This is a genomic window from Streptomyces sp. NPDC026659 (assembly GCF_040638245.1).
Lineage (GTDB): Bacteria > Actinomycetota > Actinomycetes > Streptomycetales > Streptomycetaceae > Streptomyces.
Window position 1 is genome coordinate 391,416 of the sequence record NZ_JBEZXY010000004.1, and the last position, 15,373, is coordinate 406,788.

At 72.6% G+C, this 15,373-nt stretch carries 11 protein-coding genes; 1 reads left to right on the forward strand and 10 read right to left on the reverse strand.

What is annotated here, in order from left to right; all coding sequences use genetic code 11:
• Nucleotides 1-237: 237 nt before the first annotated feature.
• The 9 genes from AB0E91_RS13870 to AB0E91_RS13910 form a co-directional block, all read right to left on the reverse strand.
• On the reverse strand, nucleotides 238-1,653 hold the full coding sequence (locus tag AB0E91_RS13870; RefSeq protein WP_361779963.1) for an NAD-dependent malic enzyme: 1,416 nt from the start codon (nucleotides 1,651-1,653) through the stop codon (nucleotides 238-240).
• Between the two features lie 350 nt (nucleotides 1,654-2,003).
• Nucleotides 2,004-4,319 (reverse strand): UvrD-helicase domain-containing protein, encoded by a 2,316-nt coding sequence (locus AB0E91_RS13875; protein WP_361779966.1) that lies wholly within the window; start codon nucleotides 4,317-4,319, stop codon nucleotides 2,004-2,006.
• A gap of 86 nt (nucleotides 4,320-4,405) precedes the next feature.
• A complete protein-coding gene (locus AB0E91_RS13880) occupies nucleotides 4,406-5,179 on the reverse strand; it encodes a zf-HC2 domain-containing protein (protein ID WP_361779969.1) in 774 nt (257 codons plus the stop codon).
• A gap of 38 nt (nucleotides 5,180-5,217) precedes the next feature.
• Complete coding sequence (locus AB0E91_RS13885; protein ID WP_026249241.1) at nucleotides 5,218-5,802, reverse strand: sigma-70 family RNA polymerase sigma factor; 585 nt, start codon at nucleotides 5,800-5,802, stop codon at nucleotides 5,218-5,220.
• 269 nt (nucleotides 5,803-6,071) lie between these two features.
• The gene (locus AB0E91_RS13890; protein WP_361779972.1) at nucleotides 6,072-6,665 is read right to left on the reverse strand and encodes a CGNR zinc finger domain-containing protein; all 594 of its coding nucleotides are present in this window, start codon (nucleotides 6,663-6,665) and stop codon (nucleotides 6,072-6,074) included.
• A gap of 43 nt (nucleotides 6,666-6,708) precedes the next feature.
• A complete protein-coding gene (locus AB0E91_RS13895; RefSeq protein ID WP_361779975.1) occupies nucleotides 6,709-8,088 on the reverse strand; it encodes an acyltransferase family protein in 1,380 nt (459 codons plus the stop codon).
• Nucleotides 8,085-10,154 (reverse strand): glycosyltransferase, encoded by a 2,070-nt coding sequence (locus tag AB0E91_RS13900; protein WP_361780153.1) that lies wholly within the window; start codon nucleotides 10,152-10,154, stop codon nucleotides 8,085-8,087. Before AB0E91_RS13900 ends, AB0E91_RS13895 begins: the two co-directional genes overlap by 4 nt.
• A 152-nt stretch (nucleotides 10,155-10,306) precedes the next feature.
• Nucleotides 10,307-11,608 (reverse strand): hypothetical protein, encoded by a 1,302-nt coding sequence (locus AB0E91_RS13905; RefSeq protein ID WP_361779977.1) that lies wholly within the window; start codon nucleotides 11,606-11,608, stop codon nucleotides 10,307-10,309.
• A gap of 223 nt (nucleotides 11,609-11,831) precedes the next feature.
• Nucleotides 11,832-12,806 (reverse strand): LysR family transcriptional regulator, encoded by a 975-nt coding sequence (locus tag AB0E91_RS13910; protein ID WP_361779979.1) that lies wholly within the window; start codon nucleotides 12,804-12,806, stop codon nucleotides 11,832-11,834.
• 86 nt (nucleotides 12,807-12,892) lie between these two features.
• Here AB0E91_RS13910 and AB0E91_RS13915 point away from each other — a divergent pair, with 86 nt between their 5' ends.
• On the forward strand, nucleotides 12,893-14,167 hold the full coding sequence (locus AB0E91_RS13915; protein ID WP_361779982.1) for an MFS transporter: 1,275 nt from the start codon (nucleotides 12,893-12,895) through the stop codon (nucleotides 14,165-14,167).
• Here the strand turns inward: AB0E91_RS13915 and AB0E91_RS13920 are convergent.
• Nucleotides 14,115-15,320 (reverse strand): hypothetical protein, encoded by a 1,206-nt coding sequence (locus AB0E91_RS13920; protein WP_361779985.1) that lies wholly within the window; start codon nucleotides 15,318-15,320, stop codon nucleotides 14,115-14,117. The two genes, AB0E91_RS13915 and AB0E91_RS13920, sit on opposite strands and share 53 nt — an antisense overlap.
• Nucleotides 15,321-15,373 lie beyond the last annotated feature (53 nt).

A 15,373-nucleotide genomic window follows, 5' to 3' on the forward strand; every position in this document is an offset into this window, starting at 1 on the left:
TGAGGCGTGAGGTGAGATCGATGCCGATGCGCTCGCGCCCAGGGACGCATCCTGCCCCTACCTGCGGCGGGAAAGCCAATCCGGCACCCGCAGGAGTCAGGAGAGCACCCTGGGGAGTCACACGGACACGCCTGCCCGGCCGTCACCCTAGAGGGCACCGGGCAAAGGACTTCCCACGACTCGCCGTGCGAGGGCCGTGTCGATCATCACAACCCCCGCACCCTACGGTACCTGCGGTTACGAAGCCGCCCCGGCGGCCTTGGCCGCCTCGCGCACCGCTCCGGCGACCGCGCCCGCGACCTTGTCGTTGAAGACGCTGGGGACGATGTAGTTCGGGTTCAGCTCGTCCTCGGTGACGACGTTCGCCAGCGCCTGCGCGGCGGCGAGCATCATCTCCGTGTTGACGGTGCGGGACTGGGCGTCCAGCAGGCCGCGGAAGACACCCGGGAAGACCAGCACGTTGTTGATCTGGTTCGGGAAGTCCGAGCGGCCGGTGGCCACGACGGCCGCCGTCTGACGGGCGACGGCGGGGTCCACCTCGGGGTCGGGGTTCGCGAGCGCGAACACGATCGCGCCGTCCGCCATGGCGGCCACGTCGTCGCCGTCCAGGACGTTCGGGGCGGAGACGCCGATGAAGACGTCCGCGCCGCGCACGGCCTCCTTCAGGGTGCCGGTCAGGCCCTCGGGGTTGGTGTTGTCCGCGATCCAGCGCAGCGCGGAGTCCGCCGGGGCGTCCACCAGGTCCTCGCGGCCCGCGTGCACGACGCCGTTGATGTCGGCGACGACGGCGTTCTTCACCCCGGCGGCGAGCAGCAGCTTGAGGATGGCCGTACCGGCCGCGCCCGCGCCGGACATGACGACCCGGATGCTCTCCATGGAGCGGCCGGTGACGCGCAGCGCGTTGGTGAGCGCGGCGAGGACGACGATGGCGGTGCCGTGCTGGTCGTCGTGGAAGACGGGGATGTCCAGGGCCTCGCGCAGCCGGGCCTCGATCTCGAAGCAGCGGGGCGCGGAGATGTCCTCCAGGTTGATGCCCGCGAAACCGGGGGCGATGGCCTTGACGATCTCCACGATGGCGTCGGTGTCCTGGGTGTCCAGGCAGAGCGGCCAGGCGTCGATGCCCGCGAAGCGCTTGAAGAGGGCCGCCTTGCCCTCCATGACGGGCAGCGCGGCCTTGGGGCCGATGTTGCCGAGGCCGAGCACGGCGGAGCCGTCCGTCACGACCGCAACGGAGTTGCGCTTGATGGTGAGGCGGCGGGCGTCCTCGGGGTTCTGCGCGATGGCCATGCACACGCGGGCCACACCGGGCGTGTAGATCATCGAGAGGTCGTCACGGTTGCGGATCGGGTGCTTGGACTGCATCTCGATCTTGCCGCCGAGGTGCATCAGGAACGTACGGTCGGAGACCTTGCCGAGCGTGACGCCCTCGATGGTGCGCAGCTGCTCGACGATCTGCTCGGCGTGCGCGGTGGAGGTGGCGGCGATGGTGACGTCGATACGGAGCTTCTCGTGCCCGGACGCGGTGACGTCGAGGCCGGTGACCGAGCCTCCGGAGGACTCCACGGCGGTGGTGAGCTGCGATACGGCCGTTCCGCTCGCGGGCACCTCCAACCGGATGGTCATCGAGTAGGAGACGCTGGGCGCCGTTGCCATGGCCGACTTCCTCTGCTTTCACCGTGTCGCGTGTTGTGCCGTCCGATCGTCGCACCTACCGACGGGTACGTGGTAGTCGCCGCCGGTTGCGGACATTGTGTTCTCCAAGACAAGAGGCCCACGTCACAGGTGACGTGGGCCTCTCGCATACGTTCATGACACCGACCCGCCATGCTCGCCTCGCGGCAAGTGGTCGCTCGTAGCGACGAAGGTTGGGCCCGGGGGCTTGGATCGAGCCGGTGTCACGACAAGGCTAACAAACAGGTGCCGGGGGGCATTCCCGTGTCCACACGGCTCGCCGGAATCAGCCGCGCGGCGGGACGGGGGTCAGCCGCGCGGCGGAGCCGGGGTCAGTCGCGCAGCAGGTCCGGCACCCCGGCCGCGTCCGGCGCGTCCCGCTCGCCGGAGACCACCGTGAGCTGCTGGGTGGCCCGGGTGAGCGCGACGTAGAGGACGCGCAGGCCCGCCGGGGACTCGTCCGCGATCTCGGCCGGGGAGACGACGACCGTCGCGTCGTACTCCAGTCCCTTGGCCTCCAGGCTGCCGAGGGCCACCACGCGGTCGCCGAGCCCGGCCAGCCAGCGGCGGGCCTCCTCGCGGCGGTTCATGGCGACGACGACGCCGACCGTGCCGTCGACCAGGCCGAGGAGCCGTTCGGCCTCCTCGCGGACCGTGGCGCCGAGCGTCTCGTCCACGACGCGGAAGCGGGGTTCTACGCCGGTGGAGCGTACGGCGGAGGGCGGCTCGGCGCCGGGCATGGCGAGGGCGAGGACCCTGGAGGCCAGCTCGGCGATCTCGGAGGGGTTGCGGTAGTTGACGGTCAGCTCGAAGCGGCGGCGGGGGCGGGTGCCCAGGGCCTCGTCGCGGGCCTCGGCCGCCTCGTCCGGGTCGGACCAGGAGGACTGGGCGGGGTCGCCGACGACCGTCCAGGTGGCGTGCCGGCCGCGGCGGCCGACCATGCGCCACTGCATGGGCGTGAGGTCCTGCGCCTCGTCCACGATGACGTGGGCGTACTCGGTGCGCTCCTGCGCGAGCCGCTCGGCCCGTTCGCGCTGGGTCTCCTCGCGCGTCGGCATCAGCTCCTCAAGGCCGGTGAGGTGCGCCAGGGGGTCGAGTTCGCGCTTCTTGCGGGGGCGGGCGGGCGCGCCGAGGATCGCGTGGAGCTCGTCCAGGAGGGCGATGTCGTGCACGGAGTACCCGTCGCGCTTGAGCGAGCGGGCGACCTTGCGGACCTCGCCGGGGTTGAACACGCGGCGCGACCAGCGGCCGAGGCGCTTCTCGTCGGCCATGGCGGTGAGGACGCCCTTGGGGGTCAGCTCGGGCCACCAGGCGTCCAGGAAGCCGATGAAGGAGTCCTCGGTGGTCACGTCGTCGTCGAAGGACGCGCGCAGCTCGGCGGCCAGCTCGGGGTCGGTGTGCCGTCCCGCCGCGCCGGACCTGGCCCACAGGGCGTCCAGGAGCAGCTTGCGGGCGCGCGGGCGGAGCAGGTTGACCGGTGTGGTGCCGCTGAGCGCGGTGCGGCGGACGTGCTCCAGTTCCCCGGCCTCCAGTTCGAGGCGGCGGCCGAAGGCGACCACGCGGAGCCGGTCGGGCGGGGCGCTGCCGGGGGTGCCGAGTTCGAGGGCGCCGCGCGCGGCCTTCCGCAGCACCTTGAGCATCCGGTACGAGCCCTTGGCGCGGGCCACGGCCGGGGAGTCGTGGAGGGTGGCCTCGACGCCGTCGACCAGGGAGCCGAGGGCGCGGATGGCGACCTGGCCCTCCTCGCCGAGCGAGGGCAGCACGCCCTCGGTGTAGGCCACCAGCAGCGGAGTGGGCGAGACGATCAGGATGCCGCCCGCGTAGCGCCTGCGGTCCTGGTAGAGCAGATAGGCCGCGCGGTGCAGGGCGACGGCGGTCTTGCCGGTGCCGGGGCCGCCCTCGACGTAGGTGACGGAGTTGGCGGGCGCGCGGATGACCAGGTCCTGTTCGGCCTGGATGGAGGAGACGATGTCCCGCATGGTGTGCCCGCGCGCCTGGCCGAGGGCCGCCATCAGGGCGCCGTCGCCGATGACCGCCAGCTCGTGGCCGTCCAGGCTCGCCTTCAGCTCGGGGCGCATGAGGTCGTCCTCGACGCCGAGGACGCGGCGGTTGCGGGAGCGGATGACCCGGCGGCGTACGACACGGCCGGGTTCGACCGGGGTGGAGCGGTAGAAGGGCGCGGCCGCGGGCGCCCGCCAGTCGATGACGAGCGGGGAGTAGTCCTCGTCGAGCACGCCGATGCGCCCGATGTGCAGGGTCTCGGCGATGTCGGCGGTGTTGTCGTCGCGCACCGCGCCCTCGGCGGGCTCGACGGCGGTGTAGGCGCCGTCGGGGCCCTTCTTGCCGTCCTTGCCCTGGAGCAGGTCGATCCGGCCGAAGAGGAAGTCCTCGTACTCGTTGTTCAGCCGGTTGAGATGGATGCCCGCCCGGAAGACCTGGGCGTCCCGTTCGGCCAGCGCGCCGGGTGTGCCCACCTGGCCGCGCTGGGCCGCGTCGTGCATGAGGAACTCGGCCTCGTGGATCTTCTCCTCTAGCCGCCGGTACACCCGGTCCAGGTGTTCCTGTTCGACGCTGATCTCCCGGTCGCGCACCGAATCGTGTGCGTCGTGTACCGAGCCGACCGCGGACTGCTGAACCTGAGCGGCCACCGGGCCCCCTTCTGACGTGCTGGGCAGCCGTCAACCGTACGCGAAGAGGGCCCGTCAGGGCTACGTGGCGGCGCGGGGAGGCACCCCTACGCCTTCACCTGGACCAGTTCCTTGCCGTCGAGGGTCGACACCACGAAGTGGTCGATGGCGTCGGGCTGGAGCGCGGTGCCGCCGCCGATGTACAGCGGGTTGCGGGCCTGCTCGGTCTTGGCGTCGGGGTTGCCGTACCCCCATTTGCCGACGGTCCAGGTGCCGAGCGTCTGGCGCTCGCCGTTGGTGCCGACGGCGATCAGGGAGCAGGTGAGCGGTCCCTTGACGCCCTTGAGTTCCATGACCGTGTCCGTGCCCCAGTCCTTGCCCGCCATCGCGATGGTGGCGGAGACGCCGGTGCCGGAGTCGGTGCCGGTGACCTTGTGGGACAGCTCGGCGAAGTGGTCCTTGGCGGTCGCCGCGAGCGGGGTCGCGGTCTGGGTGGTGCCCGAGTTCGACACGGCCATCACGCCGACGGGAGCCGCCACGATGAGCGCCGCCGCGGCCGCGATCATGTAGAAGCTCTTGCGCCGCTTGCGGGCGCGGCGCTCGGCGACCTCGTCGACCATGCGCTCGACCAGGCGCGGGCTCGGCCGGGCGGACAGCGACTCCCCGATGACGGGGGTGCTGCCGGTGCCGGGCAGGTCCGCGAGCGCGGCCAGCATCGGCTCCATTCCGGCGAGTTCGTCCAGCTGCTGGGCGCACCACTCGCAGCCCGACAGATGGGTCTCGAACGCCGTCGCCTCGGTGTCGTCGAGAATGCCGAGGGCGTAGGCGCCGACGGTCTCGTGCTCGTTCGGCACCGGAGATCCCTGCATGGGGCCAGACATACCCGTACCGCTCGCTCCGAATCCCCCGTACACACTCATCACGCCGTCACCCCCCGCTCCTCCAGCGCCAGCTTCATCGACCGCAGGGCGTAGAAGACCCGGGAGCGGACCGTACCGCTGGGTATCCCCAGGGTCTGGGCCGCCTCGTTGACGGTACGCCCCTTGAAGTAGGTCTCGACGAGGACCTCCCGGTGGGCCGGGGTCAGGTCGTCGAGCGCGTCCGTCAGCGTCATCAGCCACAGCGCCTTGTCGATCTCGTCCTCCGCGGGGATGACCTCCAGCGGCGACGGATCGACCTCCTGCGGCCGGGCCTGCCGGCTGCGGTGGCCGTCGATGACGATGCGCCGGGCGACCGTCACCAGCCAGGGGCGTACCGAACCGGTCGCCCGATTGAGCTGACCGGCGTTCTTCCAGGCACGGATGAGTGTTTCCTGCACCACGTCCTCGGCTCGCTGCCGGTCACCGGCAACCAGTCTGAGGACATACGCAAGGAGGGGTCCGGCGTGCTCGCGGTACAGAGCACGCATCAGCTCCTCATCGGGTTCCGAGGGCTGCGAGGACATGCGATGTCGGGCCCTCGATCCACTTTCATTGGCCACGGCCGCATCCTTGCGCACGCCCACCTCCGGTGTCCGGGGCTTCTCCCCGTCGGTCGCTCGCCCACACGTACGCGACGCAGCACCGGAATGTTCAAGGGGAGTTGGCGGTTTTCACGGGAATGACGTGACGAGCGGGACATGCGAACACATTCCCCCCGCGCGTTCTTTACATTTCCGACACGCTGTCAAGGTCGGTGTGGCTGCCCGTGCTTGGCCAGAGGCAAACGCGGTGTAACGGATCTCACAGGGGCCCGAGTTCGGGCGCGTCCCGGCACAACTCCCTTACCGGACACTCAGGATCGGGCGAGCGCGGCGCGTCTGCGGTGCCGGGCGACGCGTTCGCGGTTGCCGCACGTCTCGCTGGAGCACCAACGTCGGCGCCTGCCGCGGGAGGTGTCCAGGTAGACGATCGGGCAGTCGTCCCCCGCGCACTCGCGCACCGCCGCACGGGCCACCGGGTCGGTGAGCAGCTCGACCGCGTCCCGCGCGACGACGGCCAGCAGCGCGGCGCACTCGGGCCTTTCGGCCAGCTCTCTCGCGAGGGCGCCGCTCTCCTGGCGCACCGCGCGTGGCGCCGGAGTCGCGACAGCGGCCAGTTCGTTGAGGCGAGCGAGGGCGAGGGCGTGCGCACGCGGGCCGGAACCGCCGTCTTCGCGTATCAACGCCCCTATATGTGCGCGCAGTTCACGGAAGCGGGCCGGCCATCCGGGGTCGGCGTGGCCGAGCGGGGTGCCGGGCGGGACGAGCCCGGCACCCGTGATCCAGGCGCACAACGGGCCCACGGCGTCGAGGTGTTCGTACGGATGCGAGGTCGCCAGGAGGTCCAGGCAGCATCGCCCGGCGTCGAAGCGCAGCTCGTACGGGGCCGTGGCCGTATCCCGTGCCATGTGACCGTCACCGCCTGGGCAGGAACCGTTGCGTCGCTGCCTCTCACAGTGCCTGTCCGGACGCCCGGCCGGAACCCCCCGTACCGCTCTTCGCGGTGCGCCCGTGGGTCGCGCCCCCGTGCCGTACCCGGCCGTCGGGCCACAGGCGGGGGCGTCGCCTGGCCGCCAGGTCCTCCACCCAGCCGAAGGACAGGACGCACAGGGCGACGAGGACCCAGGCGATCGCCAGCTCCGGCCAGGGGCTCTCCAGGAGCCAGGTGAAGTGCGACGCCAGCGAGTCGAAGCGCCACATCCGGTCCCACAGCGTGGAGGCGATCAGGATGCAGATGTTGTGCCACAGATAGATGGTCACCGCGCGGGAGTTGAGCAGGGTGATCAGCCGGTCGAAGGGGCGCAGCAGGTGCGGCCAGACCGGCCAGGACGGGCTGAGGTGCAGCAGGAGCAGGACGGTGGCGAAGGACCACAGGGACTGCGCGAAGGGGATGTCGTCGAGGTCGTGGCCCTGCCGGAAGCCGTGCGTGAGCGCGTACCAGAGGCCGACGGCGGCGACGGCCGGGGCGACGGAGGGGACGACGTAGCGCGGGATGCGGCGCAGCACGCCCTGCTGGTGGGCCATGCCGAGGATCCAGCAGGCGCCGAAGGTGCCGAAGTCGGTGAGGGCCGAGGGGAAGCGCTCGCCGGGGAGGGCGGGGTGCCCGAACTCCAGGACGGCGGCGAGCGCGACCGGCATGAGGATCGTCGCCCAGGGCAGTCGGCGCAGCGCCCGCAGCAGCAGCGGTGAGAGCAGGACGAACCAGAGGTAGGCACGCAAGTACCAGAGGGGACCGGCCAGTTCGCCGCCCCAGTCCGCGCCGAGCACGCCGTGCACTCCGCGCAGTCCGTCGGCGTACGGCGGGTCGCTCAGCGGCAGGATCCAGTACCCGAGGTGCAGCCACCACCAGCCGGGGTGGCCGTCGGCGTCCGGGCGCCAGCCCTGGAGCACCATGCCGGTCACGCCGATGGCACCGAGCAGCCACAGGGGCGGCAGCAGACGGCGCAGCCTGCCGCGTACGACGCCGAGCGGCGGCCGCTTCAGCGAGCGGGCCATGAGGGTGCCCGCGAGGGCGAACATCACGCCCATGGAGGGGAAGACGACGGGCAGCCAGGACCAGCCCATCAGGTGGTAGAAGACGACCCTGAAGAGGGCGACGGCCCGGAGCAGGTCGAAGTAGCGGTCACGGGAGGGTTTTTGGGGCGCGGCCGCGTCGGTTAAGGAGGCGGGCGGCTCGGGCGGGGCCTCCGCGACCGTCGTTACGGCCGTGGAGGTCGTGGCGGCCGGTGGGGCCGAGGGTCCGGGGATCGGCGGCACGGTCGGCGGTGCCGCCGGGGCGGTCGGCTCCACGCGGCGGGCGTGCCGGGCCGGGCCCTGGGGGCGGGTCGTCATCGGGCCACCCTCCCGCCCGCCGGGGCGACGGCGTCCGGCTGCGGGACGCCCACCCCGCCCTTGCGGCGCAGCTTCTGCCAGCGCAGCCGGCCGCCGGTCAGGGCGGTGATCCAGGACTGGAGCAGGACGACGTACATGAGCTGGCGGTAGAGGATCTGCTGGAGCGGAAGGGAGATCAACGGAGTGAGCCGTTCGCGGTCGAGGAAGAAGGCGTACGCCGCGCAGGCCGCCTGGATGGCGAGGATCGCGAACCAGGACCCGATCGTCCTGCCCGTCGGGCCGAAGACCAGGCCGTAGACGAGAAAGATGTCGATCAGCGGGGCCAGGAGCGGGGCGAGCACCATGAAGAGGGACACCAGCGGCAGGCCGACGCGGCCGAACCGGCCGGAGGGGCCGCGCTCCACGACGGCGCGGCGGTGCTTCCAGATGGCCTGCATGGTGCCGTAGGACCAGCGGTAGCGCTGGGACCACAGCTGCTGGACGGACTCGGGGGCCTCGGTCCAGGCGCGCGCCTTCTCGGCGTAGACCACCCGCCAGCCGTCGCGGTGCAGCGCCATGGTGACGTCGGTGTCCTCGGCGAGGGTGTCGTCGCTCATGCCGCCGACGCGCTCCAGCGCGGAGCGGCGGAAGGCGCCGACCGCGCCGGGGATGGTCGGCATGCAGCCCAGCACCTCGTACATCCGGCGGTCGAGGTTGAAGCCCATCACGTACTCGATGTGCTGCCAGGCGCCGATGAGGGTGTCCTTGTTGCCGACCTTGGCGTTGCCCGCGACGGCGCCGACGCGCGGGTCGGCGAAGGGCTGCACCAGTTCGCGGACGGTGGAGGGCTCGAAGACGGTGTCGCCGTCCATCATCACGATCAGGTCGTGACTCGCGTTCGCCACGCCCCGGTTGAGGGCGGCGGGCTTGCCCGCGTTGAGCTGGCGGACCACGCGCACGCCGGGCAGGCCGAGCCCCTCGACGATGCGGGCGGTGCCGTCGGTGGAGCCGTCGTCGATGACGATGATCTCCACCGGGTGGTCGCTCTCGGTCAGTGAACGCACCGTGCTCTCGATGCACTTGGCCTCGTTGTAGGCCGGGACCAGCACCGAGACGGGCCGCGTCACGGGCTCCGGGCCCCAGCGGAAGCCGCGGCGGCGGGTGCGGCGGGCGTGCGCGACGGAGAGCAGCAGCATCAGCCCGAACCGTCCGATCACCAGCACGCCGATGACCGCGAGGGCCGCCACCAGCACGTCGGTCGTGCCGTCGGCCGCCTTGACCAGCACGATCCAGGCCCGGCCCTTCCACAGCGCCGCCCCCGTGACCGGGGTGTCCGCGCTCGGCGCGTCCAGGGCCTCGGTGAGGGTCTGGAACCGGTAACCCTTGGCCTGGAGTTCGGGCAGATAGCGGTCGAGGGCCGCGACGGTCTGGCTGCGGTCGCCGCCGGAGTCGTGCATCAGGACGACCGCGCCCTTGCCGCCCTCGGGCGTGGCCCCGCGCACGATCGCGTCCACGCCGGGCTTGCGCCAGTCCTCGCTGTCGCGGTCGTTGAGGACGGTGAGGTAGCCCCGGCCGCCGATGTACTCCGTCACCGGCCAGGACCGGTCGTCCATCGCGGAGGCGAAGGAGGAGTACGGCGGCCGGAACAGCGAGCTGCGGATGCCGGCCGCCCCGGCGAGGGCCAGCTGCCCCTGGGACAGCTCCCAGTCGGCGCGGCTCCTGGAGTGGTACGAGAGGTCGGGGTGGTTGAAGGTGTGCAGCCCGACCTCGTGTCCCTCGTCCACCATGCGCTTGACCAGTTCCGGGTGGCGCGAGGTCATCGTGCCGGTGACGAAGAAGGTCGCGTGGGCGTGGTGCTTCTTGAGGATGTCGAGGACCTTCGGCGTCCAGGTCGGGTCGGGGCCGTCGTCGAAGGTGAGCACGAGCCGGTTCCTGGGCACCCTGAGGCTGTCGGTGCGGCCGCCCCGGGTGTCGATGACCGGGCCGCCGTCCAGGATCTTCTGCGGCACCCGGTCGGTCGCGGCCTCGGGGCGCACCCGGAAGTCGGCGAGGATCTCGTTGTGCACATAGCCGTGCAGGATGAGCATCGCCAGCGTCGCGAGCAGGAGCAGGAACGAGAGCGCGTAGCGCAGCGGGAAGCGGCGGCGCCCGGTGCCGCCTTCGTGGTCGGTACGGGCCTTGCGCGACGTCTGGCCGGTGCGGGCCTTGTGGTCGGTACGGCGGCGGGATCGCGAAGCCATCAGAGGACGGTTCCCGCGTGCCGGGGGCCGAGAGCCTGGGCCGGGGCGGCCGGACCGTGCGGCTCGGGCCCGCCACCGCCCACCGGGGAGCCGGAGGTCGTCGGGAGCGCGCTGCCGGCGGGGGAGGACGCGGGCGGGGACGGCACCGTCGTGGGCGAGCCGGTGGGCGTGGGCGTACCGGGCGACCCGGAGACACCGGGCGTGGGTGACTTCCGCACGGTCGGGCTCGCGCTCGGCGACGCGGGCGGCCCACTGGTCCCGGCGGCCGGGACGGACGGCGCGCCCGAGGCGCCGGGTACGGCGGAGGCGGCGGTCGGCAGCGGCTCGGCGGGACCGGTGCCGCCACCGGAGTCCGCCGCCGTCGGCGCGGTGGAGACGGTGGGCACCGGCGAGGTGTGCACCCGCCCGGCGGGCTTGTCCTCCTTGTCCGGCACGGGCAGCCAGGGCGCGTCCGAACTGCCGGACAGCAGCGTGGCGACGATGACGACGGCGTACCCCGCGCAGGCGACGGCGACCGCGAGCCCGATCCGCCGGACGGTACGCCCGCGGCGGCCGGACTCGTCCACGAAGACGGGCCCGTCCGGGCGCGCCTCCGCCTCTCCCTTCACGGAGTCCAGCTGGACGGTGACCTCGTGCGGGTCGTGCGCGGGGTCCGCCGGGTTGCCGGTCGCGTTGCCGGTCGTGGCCGCTTTGCCGGTCCCGGCCGCCTCGGGAGCGGTGGGCGTGGCGGCGGCGCGGGCGTCCCAGGGGTCGCGGGGCGCGACGGGCCGGGCGGTGTCCCGTACGACGGGCCAGCCGGACCCCGCCGCTCCGCCGGTGCGGCCGGTGGGCCGGGGTGTGCCGGTCGGCTGGGGCAGCACGGCGGTCCGCTCGGCGGCGGAGGCGGCCGAGGCTGTGGAGGCGGCGGAGGCTGTGGAAGCGGCGGAGGCGTTGGGCAGGACGGCGGTACGGTCCGTGTCCGGCGCCGTGGGCAGGACGGCCGTCCGCTCCGCGTCGGGGGGCGTCGTGCGCCGGAAGTCGGTGGCGGCGCGCGCGTTGCGCGGGCGCGGGACGACGGCCGTCTCGTCGGCGTCGGTCGGGGCGGCCTGTCCGCCCCGGGGTATCGCCGAACCGGTGACGCTCGCGGTGCCGGCCTGAGTACCGGTCCGGATGCCGCTCCGGGCGCCGCCCCGGGTGAGCGCGCCGCCCTGTACGACCGGCCAGCCGCCACGGCTCGTCCCCGTGCTCCCCTGGCGGAGCGTCCCGGTCTCGGCGACCGTTCCGCTCTCCGGGAACGCCTGGGTCCTGTTGCCCTCTGTCACCGGCGGCTCCGGGGTCGCGGACGCGACATCGGGCCATTCCGGTTGGGCGTCTTCTCGCCACTGTTTCACGCGTGCAATCCCCCACGAAACCGTTCAGGGGGCACTGCGCCCCCGAGCCTCACGCCGACGGATCAGGCCCCCACCGGGTCCGGAGCGCCCCCTTTATCACACTGTGCTCGGGCCCCGAATGTAGCGCATGTGAAGGTTTCGGGTTCATGATGCGTCACATATGGCCGTTCATCACATCTTCGTCGATGGCCGGAATCCATCCATCGGCGGGCTTCTTGAGCCAGCCCTCGGCGTGCGAAATCTCGGCGGCCGCCCTGCGGAGCGCGTCCAGCGCCGGATGGACCAGGCTCTTCCGCCACACGAGCGAGACAGGCGAAAGCGGGACAGGGTCGACAAGCGGCCGCAGCACCGCGCCCGGCATGGCCGAAAAGTCCACCACCGTGAGGACGGGAACGCGTGTTCTGCCCATGACCCGGGCGAACTCCTCGCGCCCCACGGCCATCGGAACGGGTGACGCCGGAAGGATGCCGTATCGCTCGAAGAGCTGACGCGCGAGGCCGGTCCACTCCCGCGTACCCGCGTTGCCCGCGCCGGCGTACACCGTCGCACCCGCCAGCGCGCGCACCGGCACTTCGGGCAGCTCGGCCAGCGGGTGGTCCTCGGGCAGGAAGACGGCCATCGGCTCGTAGCGGACGGGCTGGTGGCCGAGGCGGGCGCGGACGGCCGGGCCGAGTCCCGCGAAGCGGCCGAAGGAGGCGTCGAGCCGTCCGGCGAGCATGTCGTCCGCGGCCTTGGTGAGCCCGCTCTCGTAGCGCGCGGTCAACTCGTGGACGGGGGACAGCTCCCGGGCCCGTACGAGCACGCGGCGCGTGGTGCCCAGACCCTCCGAGTTGAGGTCGACCAGCAGCGGGCGTGTCTGCCCGAACGCCGTGAGCAACTCCTCCTGCGCGTCGAGTACGCGCCGGGCGAGCGGCACCAGCCGTTCACCGTCGGCGGTGAGCGCCACCTGCCGCGTCGTCCGCACGAACAGCTCGGCCCCCAATTCCCGCTCCAGCCGCCGCACATCACGACTGAGCGCCTGCTGCGCGACGTACAGCCGGGCGGCGGCGCGGGTGAAGTGCAACTCCTCGGCAACGGCGAGGAAGGCACGGAGAAGGCGGGGGTCCACGGAGGCGACGGGTGCGGTCACGACCGCGAACTTACAACGCGGGCGCGTGAATTGGGCACGAGAAAGGTGTTGGACGGAGACCGCCGCCCCGGGTGAACGTGCATGTCATGCCCCAACTCACCACCTACCGAAGCCTGTTCACCCGCCCCGGAACCGCCGCCTTCACCCTCGGCAATCTCATCGCCCGCCTGCCGATGGGGATGTTCTCGGTGAGCGCGGTCGTGATGATCGCGGGGGCGCGGGGTTCGTACGCGCTCGCCGGGGCGGTCACCGCGACCGGCCTGGCGGCGACGGGTCTGGCCGGACCCTGGACGGCACGGCTGACCGACCGGTACGGCCAGGCGCGGATCGCCGTGCCCGCCACCCTCACGGCGGTGGCGGGCAGCCTGGCCCTGCTGCTGTGCGTGCACTTCGGCGCCCCCGACTGGACCCTGTTCGCCGCCTACGCCGCGACCGCCGCCACCCCCAACATCGGCGGCCTCTCCCGCGCCCGCTGGGCCCACCTCCTGCGCGACGACCCCGACGCCCTGCACACCGCGAACTCCTTCGAGCAGGCCGCCGACGAGCTGTGCTTCATGCTGGGCCCGGTCCTGGCGTCCTTCCTGACCGGCACCCTTTTCCCGGAGGCGGGCACGCTCATCGGCGCGGCGCTGCTGCTGACCGGCATGCTCATGTTCACCGCCCAGCGCGCGACGGAACCCCCACCCACCCCCCGCTCCACGGCCCCGTCCCCCCTCCGTACCCGGGCCATCCCGACCCTCCTGGCGACCTTCCTGGCCACCGGCGCGATCTTCGGCTCCATGGAGGTCGTGACGATCGCCTACGCCGACGCCCAGGGCCACCGCGCCGCGGCGGGCGCGATCCTCGCCCTCCAGGCGGCGGGCTCCTGCGCGGCGGGCCTGCTGTACGGCTCCCTCAGACCCACCGCCTCCCCGTCCCGCCTCCTCCCCTGGTGCCTCCTGGCCATGACCGCCCTGATGACCCTCCCCTGGCTGACCACCACCACGCTCCACACCCTCCCGCCCCTCGCCGCCGCCCTCCTCCTGGCCGGCATGGCCACCGCCCCCACCATGGTCACCGCCATGACCCACCTCCAGACCCACACCCCACCCGACCGCCTCAACGAGGGCATGAGCCTGGCGGTGACGTCCCTGCTGACGGGGATCGCGTGCGGCTCCGCCATGGGCGGCTGGGCGGTGGAACACACGTCGTCCGCCATGGCGTACCTGGTCCCGGCGGGGTCGGCGGCCACCGCACTGCTGATCGACCGCCTCGGCTCCGCCGCGCGGCTCGTCCATGGGAACCACGGCCACCGGGTCCCGAAGGTGGTCAGCGGAGGGGCAGCTCGGACAGGTCGTACCGGGGATGCCCGAGGCCGGTGACGATCTCTCGGTACCGCGCCACCCGGTCCTCCGTGAGGGGGACTCCGTAAGCGATCAGGGTGCGGAGCAGCAGACGGAAGCCGAGGTCGGGGTCGACGTGGACGGTGACCTGTTCCAGCGCGGGTACGGCCACCTCCGAAAGGGCGAACCAGGGGCTGATGGAGGCGCCGTACCAGGGGCTGTCGTGGATGCCTCGGGTCAGGGCGGTCGCGATCTCCCGCAGTTCGCGCAGGACGGTGTCCGTTGCCTCGGCCGGCGGCCGGTCCGGGGTGGCGCCGGGCCCGAGCTCCGGCAGGAGCCCGGCGCACACCTCTCCGACCCGGCTCAGCCACTCCCGCGGCTCCTCGGCCTCGTACCCGCATGCCGTGACCACCCGCCACAGCCCGGTGAGCGTGTCGTCGGACAGGGGTGAGCGCAGGAGCCGCAGGGTGTCCTCCAGCAGCGCGAAGGCGTACGACCCCGGGACCGTGCCCGTACGATCCCCGGCGGCGCCCCGGATTCCCTCCTCGACGGTGTACGCGTGCTGCCACAGGTCACCGTGGAAACGCCCGGCGAGCAGCGAGAACCCGAAGTCCTCCTCGAACCGCCGCCCGGCCGAGGGATCGTCGAAACGCGGCCAGCCCACCGCGAGCCCCCGGGCCACCAGCCGCCCCGGATACCCGAACCCCTCCGCGATCTCCTGATACCGGTCGTACCCCCGCACGGACACCACCACCCCGCGCGCCTTGAGCACCCGCAGGAACAGCCGGAAGCCGAGATCGGCGTCGACCTCGGTGACGACCCGCTCCAGCGGGACGAGGCCGACGCCCCCCACCTCGCCGAGCACGGCCTCGCGCATCGCCTGCTCGTCCACGGTGACCAGGGGCGGATTTCCGTACTGCTCCGGTTCCTCGGCGGCCTGCGCCGCCGAAACGACACGGCTCAGCCAGTCACGCGCGCGGGGCCCCGGATCGTCACCGCCACCCGAGACGGCCAGCCAGAGCTCCCGGACGGCTTCGTCGGAGAGCGACGACTCCAGCAGCAGACGCGCGTCCCCGCGGAGGGCGCGGAGGTCGTCGGCGTCCCCCACCGGAAACTCCGCTCCCCCGGCCAGCCGGCTCAGCCCGAAGTCCTCTTCGTGCCTCCAGAAACGCGCTTCCCGCTGCTCCGTCATGGGGGTATGTCCTCAGAAGGTTGGGCGCATGGGGTGGGCCGGCGGACGAAGCG

What these genes read in the sequence shown, in the direction of transcription:
- AB0E91_RS13870 (WP_361779963.1), bottom strand. Translation starts at nt 1,653, where the DNA reads ATGGCAACGGCGCCCAGCGTCTCCTACTCGATGACCATCCGGTTGGAG.
- AB0E91_RS13880 (WP_361779969.1), bottom strand. Translation starts at nt 5,179, where the DNA reads ATGTCTGGCCCCATGCAGGGATCTCCGGTGCCGAACGAGCACGAGACC.
- AB0E91_RS13890 (WP_361779972.1), bottom strand. Translation starts at nt 6,665, where the DNA reads ATGGCACGGGATACGGCCACGGCCCCGTACGAGCTGCGCTTCGACGCC.
- AB0E91_RS13895 (WP_361779975.1), bottom strand. Translation starts at nt 8,088, where the DNA reads ATGACGACCCGCCCCCAGGGCCCGGCCCGGCACGCCCGCCGCGTGGAG.
- AB0E91_RS13900 (WP_361780153.1), bottom strand. Translation starts at nt 10,154, where the DNA reads ATGCTCATCCTGCACGGCTATGTGCACAACGAGATCCTCGCCGACTTC.
- AB0E91_RS13915 (WP_361779982.1), top strand. Translation starts at nt 12,893, where the DNA reads ATGCCCCAACTCACCACCTACCGAAGCCTGTTCACCCGCCCCGGAACC.
- AB0E91_RS13920 (WP_361779985.1), bottom strand. Translation starts at nt 15,320, where the DNA reads ATGACGGAGCAGCGGGAAGCGCGTTTCTGGAGGCACGAAGAGGACTTC.